11 protein-coding genes are annotated in these 11,478 nt (G+C 41.1%); 7 read left to right on the forward strand and 4 right to left on the reverse strand.

Annotated features, from left to right (window positions below):
* The gene (locus BMW59_RS08700) at positions 1 to 1,488 is read left to right on the forward strand and encodes a glutamate synthase subunit beta (RefSeq protein WP_093050324.1); all 1,488 of its coding nucleotides are present in this window, start codon (positions 1 to 3) and stop codon (positions 1,486 to 1,488) included.
* A gap of 175 nt (positions 1,489 to 1,663) precedes the next feature.
* Here BMW59_RS08700 and BMW59_RS08705 read toward each other — a convergent pair whose 3' ends face one another.
* The 3 genes from BMW59_RS08705 to BMW59_RS08715 all read right to left on the reverse strand — a co-directional run bounded on the left by BMW59_RS08705 (position 1,664) and on the right by BMW59_RS08715 (position 3,276).
* Positions 1,664 to 2,413, reverse strand: a complete 750-nt coding sequence (locus BMW59_RS08705) for a sulfite exporter TauE/SafE family protein (protein WP_245733013.1) — start codon at positions 2,411 to 2,413, stop codon at positions 1,664 to 1,666.
* A 151-nt stretch (positions 2,414 to 2,564) separates the two neighbouring features.
* Positions 2,565 to 2,864 (reverse strand): MTH1187 family thiamine-binding protein, encoded by a 300-nt coding sequence (locus tag BMW59_RS08710; RefSeq protein ID WP_093050327.1) that lies wholly within the window; start codon positions 2,862 to 2,864, stop codon positions 2,565 to 2,567.
* A gap of 124 nt (positions 2,865 to 2,988) precedes the next feature.
* Positions 2,989 to 3,276, reverse strand: coding sequence for a hypothetical protein (locus tag BMW59_RS08715; RefSeq protein ID WP_093050330.1), 288 nt, complete (start codon positions 3,274 to 3,276; stop codon positions 2,989 to 2,991).
* Between the two features lie 105 nt (positions 3,277 to 3,381).
* Between BMW59_RS08715 and BMW59_RS08720 the strand changes: the two genes are divergently transcribed.
* A complete protein-coding gene (locus BMW59_RS08720) occupies positions 3,382 to 4,377 on the forward strand; it encodes a zinc-binding dehydrogenase (protein WP_093050333.1) in 996 nt (331 codons plus the stop codon).
* Between the two features lie 268 nt (positions 4,378 to 4,645).
* Here BMW59_RS08720 and BMW59_RS08725 read toward each other — a convergent pair whose 3' ends face one another.
* Positions 4,646 to 5,026: a hypothetical protein gene (locus BMW59_RS08725; RefSeq protein WP_093050336.1), complete on the reverse strand. Its 381-nt coding sequence runs from the start codon at positions 5,024 to 5,026 to the stop codon at positions 4,646 to 4,648.
* 148 nt (positions 5,027 to 5,174) lie between these two features.
* Between BMW59_RS08725 and BMW59_RS08730 the strand changes: the two genes are divergently transcribed.
* The 5 genes from BMW59_RS08730 to BMW59_RS08750 all read left to right on the forward strand — a co-directional run bounded on the left by BMW59_RS08730 (position 5,175) and on the right by BMW59_RS08750 (position 11,031).
* The gene (locus BMW59_RS08730; RefSeq protein ID WP_093050339.1) at positions 5,175 to 5,390 is read left to right on the forward strand and encodes a hypothetical protein; all 216 of its coding nucleotides are present in this window, start codon (positions 5,175 to 5,177) and stop codon (positions 5,388 to 5,390) included.
* A gap of 190 nt (positions 5,391 to 5,580) precedes the next feature.
* Positions 5,581 to 6,642, forward strand: a complete 1,062-nt coding sequence (locus tag BMW59_RS08735; RefSeq protein ID WP_093050342.1) for a sulfite oxidase — start codon at positions 5,581 to 5,583, stop codon at positions 6,640 to 6,642.
* 144 nt (positions 6,643 to 6,786) lie between these two features.
* A complete protein-coding gene (locus tag BMW59_RS08740) occupies positions 6,787 to 8,730 on the forward strand; it encodes an LTA synthase family protein (RefSeq protein ID WP_177174251.1) in 1,944 nt (647 codons plus the stop codon).
* Positions 8,731 to 9,119: 389 nt separating this feature from the next.
* On the forward strand, positions 9,120 to 9,731 hold the full coding sequence (locus BMW59_RS08745) for a DUF421 domain-containing protein (RefSeq protein ID WP_093050348.1): 612 nt from the start codon (positions 9,120 to 9,122) through the stop codon (positions 9,729 to 9,731).
* Positions 9,732 to 9,750: 19 nt separating this feature from the next.
* A complete protein-coding gene (locus BMW59_RS08750; RefSeq protein WP_093050351.1) occupies positions 9,751 to 11,031 on the forward strand; it encodes a chloride channel protein in 1,281 nt (426 codons plus the stop codon).
* Positions 11,032 to 11,478 lie beyond the last annotated feature (447 nt).

The raw sequence follows: 11,478 nt of genomic DNA on the forward strand, positions 1-11,478 counted from the left end.
ATGGGAAAAACGACTGGTTTTATGGAATATGATCGTCAGTCACAACACGAAAGAAACCCTTCTGAAAGAACGAAGGATTGGGAGGATTATACAGAGCCTTTATCAGAAGAGGAACTGAAAAAACAAGGGGCACGCTGCATGGATTGCGGCGTCCCTACTTGCCATACCGGAATGGAAATCGAAGGGGCTACCACAGGCTGTCCTGTCTACCACCTGATCCCCGAATGGAATGACCTTGTTTACCGGGGAAAATGGAAAGAAGCCTTGAAGAAAGAACATGAGAAGAATAACTTCCCTGAATTTACGGGCATGGCTTGCCCGGCTCCTTGCGAAGGAGCCTGTGTATTAGGTATTAATGAACCGCCTGTTGCTATACGAACGGTGGAAAGGTCTATTATAGAAAAAGGATTTGAAGAAGGCTGGGTCGTACCTGACCCTCCTGAAAAACGAACAGGAAAGAAAGTAGCGGTTGTGGGTTCCGGACCCGCAGGGCTTGCAGCGGCGGACCAGCTGAACAAAGCAGGACACTCGGTAACTGTGTATGAGCGGCATGACCGAATTGGCGGACTGCTCACTTACGGAATTCCTGAAATGAAACTCCCATACAGTGTAGTTGAACGACGCGTCAATATTTTGAAAGAAGAAGGAATAGAGTTTGTAACAAACACTGAAGTGGGTAAAGATTTGCCTTCGTCTGAGTTGGAAAACAGTTTTGACGCCGCCATCCTTTGCGGAGGGGCGACCGTTCACCGTAATATTCCTGCAGATGGAAGAGAACTGAAAGGGATTCATTATGCAATGGATTTTCTTCATTCAAATACGAAAAGCCTTCTTGATTCAAATCATGAAGACGGAAACTACATTTCGGCTGAAGGCAAAGATGTCATTGTCATCGGCGGAGGAGATACCGGTACGGACTGTTTATCCACTTCATTGAGACATGGGTGCAAAAGTCTGACTCAATTTGACATCTATACTAAAAAAGGAGCCGTCCGGGACGAAGTGGCGAATCCTTGGCCCCAATGGCCGGTCATTCATAGGGTGGAATACGGCCAGAAGGAAGCAGAGGCAGTTTTTGGCAAAGACCCGCGAGCGTATGCTGTTATGACAAAGAAATTTACAGGTGACAAAAATGGACATGTAAAAGAAGTCCATACGATCGATGTGGAAACAACCTTTGATGAAAACGGCCATAAAATCCGTAAAGAGATTCCTGGAACCGAAAGAGTGTGGCCGGCAGACCTCGTTCTTCTGGCAATTGGTTTTGCAGGACCTGAACAGGAAATGGTCCAGGAGCTTGGGGTAGAAACAGAAGACAGAACAACTGTTAAGGCAGAATATAACAAATTCGCCACAAATGTGGACGGCATATTTGCCGCAGGCGATATGCGCCGCGGCCAGAGTTTAATTGTATGGGCAATAAATGAAGGAAGAGGCGCAGCCCGTGAATGTGATAAATATTTAATGGGGGCGACAAGACTGCCGTAAGTCAGCCGTTATGAATAGTATAAAACAATAAGGTCATCTATTAACGGGGCTGCCCTGGAAGTCTAACTTTGAGGGCAGCCCCTATGATCGGTTTATTTGAATAACACATACGGAGATCGTAAGGGGAGCGGAAGAAGGCTCTCCTTATAAAAGAAATTGCAATTTAACCTGTGCTTCAGCCAATTAACAGCATTATTCCTCCTGCCAAGGAAAGGATTAGAATAATCATATTAAACTTCTTCTGAGGAATGAAAGGAAGGAATTTTATCCCGAGATAAGTGCCGGTTAATATAGCAGGGACGAGCCACATGTTTATAATGAGTGTTTGCGTAGTAATGAGGCCTAAGCTCCCGTACATAGGAACTTTAATAAGATTAACCGATAGAAAAAACCATGCGCCTGTGCCTATAAACTCTTTTTTGGGAAGTGAAAGAGCAATCAGAAAAATAGACATTACAGGTCCGGCCGCATTTCCGACCATAGTTGTAAAACCAGCCAACGTTCCCATAACGGCAATAAACCATATAGAAGCCGGCAGCATGCCGGGCAGAGGAGCACCTTGCTTTTCTTTAAAAAACTGGAGACAGATCATTAATACTATAATAATTCCAAGAACGACTTCCACAGGTCTGCTGGAAGTAAAAAAATACAAAAATATAAAGCCGGCTGCGAGTCCTCCGAGCACCCAGGGAATCAAAGAGAAAAGAGTCTTCCAGTTCACACTCTTCCGGTAATAGATTACAGCAATTATATCTGCTGTGATAAGGAGCGGGAGAACGATGCCTATAGATTCCCGGGCGGGAAAGATAGAGGCCATCACTGCAACCACAAGGATTCCCAATGCTGGGAGCCCTGTTTTTGATAGACCAATCAAGACAGCGCTGATCACGGCCATTATTATATGTATTCCTTCTAATTCAAACACTTACGTCACCTCCATATGAAGATTTAATTATGTATATAACGTTATAGGAGTTTGCATGAATTGAAAAGAGAACATTACTTTTAAAAAACGAAAAAAAACTGTTTTACAGGCTTCATAGCCTGCAAAACAGCCAAGATTAAGTTTATATCGTTTATTTATCGGAATTTGATACTCTGTCAACCTGTCTGTCCAGGCTGATCGGTTTGTCAACCCGGTCATCAATTTTGATCGTAGTGACCACACGCTTAGCCTGATTCTCAATTTCATTTAAATGAATCACCTGGGCCACATCCATCAGTTTGTCCAGTTCGCCTTCAATAATTGTTGATGTCGGTGTGACTTGATAATTTAAACCGTTTTGCTCAATGACTGAGACTGCTTTCTCTACATCACTGTTAAAGCTTTCAGATTCTGTTCCAACAGGAACGACACTTATTTCTAATAATGGCATGAGTTAAAGCCTCCTTTAAAACTAAAGTTGTTTTTGTTTGGCATTGCCATGCACTATATTTGAGTGAATAGCTTACATCCATCCTATTTCCAGATTTTGAACACTTTAAACGTTGTTCTCAGTATTAATACTCCTGGCCTAATTCCTGTAATTTTTTCATTAAGTGAGGGGTTTGCCTCAGGATAAATAAACTGGTTTTGGATGAATGCCTGAAACTTCTATTAACAGAGATAAGTTTCTTAGCTATAAGTGACCTGATTGCAGGGGTGATATGCTCTATAACACATATATGATCTTTATTGGATTTTCTAATTAAAATCCATAACGTCTGTTTTTCATTTTTAGGAAGATTTTTAAGATAGTAAAAAGTCTCCCGCTCATTGACGGGGAGGTCGCCAGCTTCAATTTTCATTACATGTCACCTCTGTAATTTTTGAAAGAAATCCTTGTCTTAAGTATAATTGGTTTTACAGAAAAAAAGCACAAAATATCGCCAACAGATTTAAGGAGGCACAATATGAAAGCGTTTGTTCATAAAGGGAAAAAAGGGCTTGAAGGCACTCGATACAGAGATATGGAAGAAACTGAACCAAAGCAAGGAGAAGTGAAAATCAGTTTAAAAACAGCCGGACTCAACCACAGGGATCTATTCGTACTTGAGAGACATAAGGAATCTGACCCGCCCCTGATTATAGGGTCAGATGGTGCTGGAGTTGTTGAATCAGTAGGAGACGGTGTGACTCGTGTTTCGCCAGGAGACGAAGTTGTAATTAATCCGAGCCTTGGTTGGATGGACAGGAGTGAGGCTCCCCCTGAAAATTTCGGTATAGTCGGACTGCCGGGGCATGGGACCTTTGCTGAGAAAATAACTCTTCCTGAGGATAATGTAGAGCTAAAACCGGTACATTTAAAGTGGGAAGAAGCAGGGGTCTTTTCTTTAGCCGCTCTGACAGCTTACAGAGCACTCTTTACAAGAGCACAGGTTAATCGCGGCGATACTGTTCTGCTTCCGGGTGTAGGCAGCGGAGCCGTGACGTTTTTACTTCTCTTTGCAAAGGCTGCTGGAGCCAGAGTGATTGTTACCTCACGCTCAGAAGAAAAAAGGAGAAAGGCGATTGAACTTGGGGCAGACGAGGCTATTGACAGTGAAGGAGACTGGAATGAAGCGTTAAACGATGAACAAGCCGATATTGTAATAGAAACAGTAGGGGCAGCTACATTTGACAAGTCTCTTAACCAGTTGCGTAAAGGAGGCACGCTGGTGACTTTTGGTGCTTCTGCGGGCGACGAGATTAAACTGGATCTGAGAAGCTTCTTTTACGGACAGTATAATATGCTTGGAAGCACGATGGGAAGCAGAGACGAATATCAGGACATGCTGAAATTTATTAGTAAAAATAATATTAAACCGGTAATGGATACAAGTTATCCACTAAAGGATACCAGGCATGCTTTAGAGCGCTTGAATGAAGCAAAACAATTAGGAAAGATCGCTTTAATTATAACTAATTAATCCGGATTTATCTGAGGCTGGGACAGAACTAAAGGCAAGTTTGTAAAAAAGACGAACAATTATATTTTAGACATTTTATAAGATGTGTTACTTTTAGTCTTACCAGTTATTCAATAGCCCGAGCTTTTTTAATTGAAGTACAAAAGGCAGCGCCACAGGGGTTAAGGCTGAAGATCTAATTTAAGCGGATATAGAAAGAATGCTCTGCTAAATACCTCGAAATGAGCTGCCCTGTCTTTATTGTAAAGACAGGGCAGCTCTCGTTCATTTAAAAGAAAAAGGGGAAAAATAAAGTTCTTAGTCCGAAATAAGGGAATCTTCTTCTACGGAACCTTCTGAATCTGCGCGGAATCCCATAACCCAAACCAGGTCCATAACCTGGACCAGGCCCAAAACCGTATGGCCCCCCTCCAAATGCTCCTGCCCCAAATTGGCGCGAACCTTCCATATGTCCATCGTCCTCAGGCATCAGTAATGTTACTCCTTCATGGTCTGCATCTTCAATAATACCTTCGGCTATACTGCCATCCATCATTTGAAGCTGAATAAAATACAAGTGGTATTGCTGGCACATTTCCTGCATATGCTGCTGGTGATGTTCGCTGTGAGCCTGATCTTCATATCCCATAGGGTGATTAGTGTGCTGCATAACTCTCAATCCTCCTTCTCAAGAGCCAATATATGCAATCGCCTAAAAATAGGTGAGTATCATGTTTCCTGAAGGAATGCTTTGCTCTGTGAATAAATTCATCTCTTCTTACCAGATACTAGTTTAAAAAGGTATGAGGTGATGGAAAATGGGCTTATTTCAAGCAATATCCAATTGGAATGCTAACAGGCAGGAAAAGCTTTTAAACCAAATGAAGGAGCAAGGCATGTGTCCTGACTGCCATGGGAAAGGTTTTAATATACCCGTGAGCGAGTTTTATATTTCACCTGATTACTTTGAGTGCGAGGGCTGTGATGGAAGTGGAAGTTATAATGACTGGTACAATAACAACACTTATGTATAATTTAAGGTTCCCTTTATACTGGGGAACTTTTTTTATTAACGTGTCTTTTCGCCACCAGCTGTCTTCATCATAAACAGCTCGCGGGGATAGGGAAGAGCCGGTAATTTTCCAATATTATTTTTTGAATAAATTTACTTGCTTGAAATATATTCTAAAGTATTCAGCTGATTCTTTTACAGGAGGAACTTGTATGCCCTATCGCGTGAACCCTTATTTAATTACCCGAAGCCTTCATCCGGAAAATCAGGAAACTCCTATTCATTTTCTGCGCCAACCTGCCATTCCCGAAGAGTATTTTTTTAAAAGAAATCATTTTTTTTACCCAGTTCCTGGACAGAACAGCTATCAGTTACAGGTAAAAGGAAAAGTGACCAAGTCAGTTAATTTTCACTATGATGAGTTACAGCGAATGCCTTCGAGAAAGCTTAAGATGGTTCTGGAATGTGCGGGTAATAAAAGGTCTAAGTTCAAACCGAAGGTATATGGAGAGCAATGGGAAGATGGGGCAATAAGTCAAGGGGAATGGCAAGGGATTCCTTTAAATACTTTGTTGGCTGTGACTGGAGTTGACCCGGATGTAAGAGAAGTTGTATTTGAAGGGTATGATACTGGAAGAAGGACAGACATAAATGAAGTTGTGCCCTTTGCCCGAAGCCTTCCGCTACAAAAAGCTTTACATCCTGATACTCTGATTGCGTACAAATATAATGGTAAACCAATTCCTTTTAAACATGGTTTCCCTTTACGGCTTATTGTTCCAGGTTGGTATGGAATGGCTTCAGTAAAGTGGCTAAAAACAATTACACTTATTGACGAGACGTTTAAAGGGCCATTCCAAACGATTGATTATGTTTATTACCCGGATGAAAATAGCAGTTTAAAAGCATACCCAGTGAGTATTATAAATGTTAATTCTATTATACAGCAACCTTTGGACCGTTCTGTAATTGAGCAGGACGCAGAGCATATTATAGAAGGGATTGCATGGACAGGTAAAGGAGATATTAAACAAGTTCAGGTTAGTTTTGATAAAGGGAAGGTGTGGCGTGAAGCAATTCTTACTAATACTTCTTCCACTGCCTATGGGTGGACCAAGTGGCACATTAACTGGAAACCTCCGGAAATAGGAGAATATACGATTCAGGCTAGAGCTGTCGATTCAGCAGGTCGCCGGCAGCCGGAAAAGGCGTTGTGGAATAAAAAAGGGTACGGTTTTAACGCGGTTTCCGAAATAAACGTGAAAACAGAATAACTGCTTTTAAATTTAAGCCTGTGGACACACAGGTTTTTTATGTCTCCTTTTTAACAGAGTTGAATTTATCATAATTTATTTACAAATACATAGAATAATTCAGTGGACATGTTTTTAAATAAAGGTTATTGGGGGTTTGCCGGTATGGTATCCAAAGGCAAAGCTTATTCACTATTATTTTTGTTCATCTCTGTATTAATTAATGAGTCAATATTCCGGATTGCTTCCGAAGGTTCGCTTTCTATCACCGGGTTATCAATTTCCTTTCTATTCTCCTTGTCGATAGCTCTCGGTATTTTTACTTTAGCAAGTTTATTTAACGCCCGGATAAATTACGTGATATTTAGTGGTTTTCTCGTTTTGACAGGATTGCTGTTTTCTTCCCAGCTCATATATTTTAAGTTTTTTAAGACTTTTTACAGCCTTTATTCTACAGGGAACGTCTTACAGGTAGCAGAATTTTGGAGAGATATTATTGAATTGGGACTCGGAAACTTTGCCTGGATCGCATTATTTTTTTCACCAGCAGTTTTTTTGTTTTTATATGGAAAAAAGTTAATGACATTTCATAAATTAAAAGGCGGGTTGATGACAGTATTAGGATGCAGCTTTATTATTTCTTATTTTTCAGCAATATCTGTTATTTATATTAATGGACAGGACACTAATTCACCTTATGAGCTGTATTTCAAACAGGGAGGAATAGTCCGGTCTGTAGATCAGCTTGGTTTATTAACTGCTATGAGATTGGACTTGCAGCGTCTCGTTAGTGATTATCCATCCGGATTGGCGGTAAAGGTTCCCGGTGAACTGCCTGCCCGGGAAGAGGGGGAGGGTGAAGGTTTAAAAGAAGATGAGTTACAGATGCTGGATATTGATTTCGAAACACTGATAGCTGAAGAAGAGGATGAGCATATTAAACAGATGCACAGGTACTTTCACAATGTGCCCCCTTCTCGAAAAAATGAATTTACAGGCAGATTTGAAGGATATAATCTCGTCCTTATCACAGCAGAAGGCTTCTCTCCTTATGCGGTTCATAAAGAGGTGACCCCAACCCTCTATAAAATGGTGAATGAAGGGTACAAGTTTACAAATTTTTATAACCCGCTTTGGGAAGTAAGCACTTCTGATGGAGAGTACGTGGCCACTACAGGTCTTCTGCCTATGAACGGTGTATGGAGCTTTTATAAATCAGGAAGCAACCTCATGCCTTTTGCGATGGGAAACCAGCTGAAAAAAAGAGGGTACAAAACAGTGGCTTACCATAATCATACGTATTCCTATTATCGGAGGGATGTATCGCACCCGAATATGGGTTATTCCTACAAAGGGATAGGGAACGGCCTGGAAGTAGAAGAGATTTGGCCGGCGTCAGATCTTGAAATGATGCAAAAGACAGTACCTGAGTATATAAAAACACAGCCTTTCCATGCGTATTACATGACCGTGAGCGGACACATGCAATATAATTTCAGCGGAAACAACCAGGCTAATAAAAACCGTCATTACGTTGAACACCTCCCTTTTTCAGAACAGGCAAAAGCTTATTTAGCTACCCAGGTTGAATTGGACCATGCTTTGGACTATTTATTATCACGGCTGAAAGAAGAAGGCATCGCGGAGCAGACCTTGATTGTTCTCAGTGCAGACCATTATCCATATGGACTGGAAAAGAAGACGATAGAGGAACTGGCAGGTGAGCCGGTAGAAAGGAATTTTGAATTATATAAAAGCCCGTTGATCATGTATACAGACGGGATGGAACCGGTAACTGTCGATAAGCCTGCATCAAGCCTGGATATTATACCGACTTTATCTAATCTGATGGGACTTGAGTTTGATTCAAGGCTGATGATAGGAAGAGATATCTTTTCAAATTCTGACCCCCTTGTCATATTTTCAAATAAAAGTTTCATAACAGACAAAGGGCGGTTTAACTCAGAAACAAATACATTTACACCTGTTCCAGGAGCGGATGTCAGTGAAGGTTACGCAGAGAAAATATCAGCTGAGATAACAAATAAGTTCAATGTTTCTGCTAACATACTTGAGCTGGATTATTACAATAAAGTAATTTCAGATTGAGTACACAAACGGCACGGGTTATTTATATAAATGTCGTGTTCTAATATCTCTGTCCCAAGTTATTTTAGACATAATTAAAGCACCCCGTATTTTAGCGCATTTCTAAATTTGGGGTGCAAGATCCTCAGGTCCGGCAGCAGTTTACCGCATTTTTTATTGTTATAAAATTACCTCGACCTCCACATCTTCTCCTTCTGCCTCCCAATCTTCTTCCGCAGCCCAACTGGACACTTTCAATTTCTTCAGCATTTGAATTTTCCAGTATGTAAAAGAAACGTTCGCTGTGCGACGTCCCGGTGACCGTCGCACTCGCCTGCAGTACATATTTGTTCCCTTTCATGTAAAAGATATCAAATGATCAAAATGACACTGTAAAAGGAGGGTTACCATTGGATCTTAATTTTATTTGGAAGGCTGTACTGATTGTGTTTGGAGGAGTGCTGGTTTTACGACTCGCAGGAAGAAAATCAATTTCCCAATTGACTGTCGCTCAGACGGTTATGATGATCGCCGTCGGTTCCTTAATTATTCAGCCTGTAGGCGACAGAAATATTTGGATCACTCTCCTGATTACATTCATACTCGTATTAACTCTTTTGTTTATTGAGTACATCGTATTAAAAAACGATACGCTTGAAAATTTTTTTTACAGTAAATCTGTCCTAGTAATCGAAAACGGCCAAATTAATTTAAAGAACCTGAAAAAATTGAGACTCACGGTAGATATGCTGGAATTGAGGTTAAGACAGCAGGGCATTCAAAATTTTAGTGATTTACAGTGGGCTACTATCGAATCCAATGGTCAATTAGGCTATATGCTAAAACCCGAAAAGCAGACTGCTACAAAAGAAGATATACATATACTTATCACCATGCTTAAGGAACACTTTCCAGACATAGCGGGTCACCCAACTGCTGACAGCTCCTCTGAACCAGCTAATCTATTTACGGAAGTAGCGAACAACAGCCATGCTGAAGAACCTGAAGATGAACTGAAATAAGGAAGCGGGATGACGTTATATGAATAAATCTTTTTTCATAACCCTCGCCAAATGGGTATTACCGGCAGGGATTATCGGTCTGCTGATTGGATCTGCCACCGCCTTACTTTTAACTGTGAATGATGCTCTTGGTAACGTGAGGGAGCAAAACTCATGGCTCATTCTTTTTCTTCCACTTGGAGGCTTGCTGATTGGATTTTTATATATGAAATTAGGTCCGAGTTCAGGGTATGACTTATATAAAGGTAACAACCTCGTCATAGAAGGCGTACAGGGAAAGACAAAAGTGCTGCGCAGACTCGGCCCTTTAGTTTATTTAGGCACTTTTATCACTGTATTTTTTGGCGGCTCAACCGGAAGAGAAGGAGCTGCCATTCAAATGGGAGGGAGCGCAGCCGAAACAGTCATCAGGTTTTTCAAAATAAATGTGATTGACAGAAAGATTCTGCTCATGAGCGGCATAAGTGCAGGCTTTGGAGCAGCTTTCGGCACACCGATTACTGGCGCTGTTTTCGGAATGGAAATGTCCGCAATTGGAAAAATGAAATATGAAGCCCTTATCCCTTGCCTCACAGCCAGTTTCATTGGGCATTATGTAACCGAGAATGTCTGGGGAGTGGAACACGAAGAGTTTGTCATTAAAGCCCTGCCAGAACTATCGGTTATGTCATTTGCGAAAGTGGTGTTATTAGCAATTATCTTCAGTCTGCTAAGTATGTTTTACTGTCAGCTCAGGCATGGCATTCATTTTCTTTCAGAAAAGTATACGAAGAAAAATCATATGGTAAGAGCATTTGCAGGCGGGTTAATTATTGTCCTTCTCACCTTCACAGCAGGTACATATGAATATAACGGCAGGGGGCTCGATATGCTTGAAGCGTCCTTTGACAGTGACGTGCCTCGTTTTGCTTTCCTGGCTAAACTCGTTTTTACTGCAGTAACAATGGGCAGCGGTTTTGTTGGAGGGGAGGCGATTCCACTCTTTTTTATGGGAGCCACTTTAGGGAATACTCTCTATCCATTTTTTGATTTCCCGCTGTCTTTCCTGGCAGCGTTAGGTTTAATTACCGCTTTCTGCGGTGGTGCCAATACGCCGGTTGCTGCCTTTTTGTTAAGTGTGGAGATGTTCGATGGAAAAGGAATAGAATATTTTTTTGTTGCGTGTATAACTGCTTTTATTTTCTCAGGCCATCACGGATTATGGCCATCCCAGAAAATTTACGAACCGAAAAGCCGGCTCTTTCGCCTCACCAATGGAGACACTATTAAAAATGTGGAACAAAAAAAGAAAAAACATTAGCAGGAAAAAGGACTCTCTTAAAACCATTTTTGTTTATTGGGGAGGGCAGTTTTTTTTACCTTAGTAAAAAATAAAAAGAAAGACGGATGATACGATCCCATCCTGCATAAATATAATTAAGCAGACAACTACCGACCTTTTGAAAAAACTTTCAGTAGATATAAGGCAGATATTCTAAATCGAATGAGCTTGCAGGTAATTTACTAAGTTAATAGTGCTGGTAACTTAATGCATTAATTTTCTGCAAGCCCTATAAGTCCTGCGGTGGTATGTCAATTGACAATTAATCAGGTATTAAATTATTAAGTCCCATTTTTCCTGAAAAAGGCCGTAAGAAACTAGCCTAGTAATAAAATGGAAATTACTAGGAGATTTAAAAGGGTGTACACTGACAGCTTTTTGTCAGCTCTCCACGCTCCTTTCCGGCGAGAAGAGTTGATGGCTGCG

It is taken from the genome of Salipaludibacillus aurantiacus (assembly GCF_900111295.1).
Lineage (GTDB): Bacteria > Bacillota > Bacilli > Bacillales > Salisediminibacteriaceae > Salipaludibacillus > Salipaludibacillus aurantiacus.

What these genes read in the sequence shown, in the direction of transcription:
- BMW59_RS08720 (WP_093050333.1), top strand. Translation starts at nt 3,382, where the DNA reads ATGAAAGCGTTTGTTCATAAAGGGAAAAAAGGGCTTGAAGGCACTCGA.
- BMW59_RS08730 (WP_093050339.1), top strand. Translation starts at nt 5,175, where the DNA reads ATGGGCTTATTTCAAGCAATATCCAATTGGAATGCTAACAGGCAGGAA.
- BMW59_RS08715 (WP_093050330.1), bottom strand. Translation starts at nt 3,276, where the DNA reads ATGAAAATTGAAGCTGGCGACCTCCCCGTCAATGAGCGGGAGACTTTT.
- BMW59_RS08740 (WP_177174251.1), top strand. Translation starts at nt 6,787, where the DNA reads ATGGTATCCAAAGGCAAAGCTTATTCACTATTATTTTTGTTCATCTCT.
- BMW59_RS08750 (WP_093050351.1), top strand. Translation starts at nt 9,751, where the DNA reads ATGAATAAATCTTTTTTCATAACCCTCGCCAAATGGGTATTACCGGCA.
- BMW59_RS08725 (WP_093050336.1), bottom strand. Translation starts at nt 5,026, where the DNA reads ATGCAGCACACTAATCACCCTATGGGATATGAAGATCAGGCTCACAGC.
- BMW59_RS08735 (WP_093050342.1), top strand. Translation starts at nt 5,581, where the DNA reads ATGCCCTATCGCGTGAACCCTTATTTAATTACCCGAAGCCTTCATCCG.
- BMW59_RS08700 (WP_093050324.1), top strand. Translation starts at nt 1, where the DNA reads ATGGGAAAAACGACTGGTTTTATGGAATATGATCGTCAGTCACAACAC.
- BMW59_RS08710 (WP_093050327.1), bottom strand. Translation starts at nt 2,864, where the DNA reads ATGCCATTATTAGAAATAAGTGTCGTTCCTGTTGGAACAGAATCTGAA.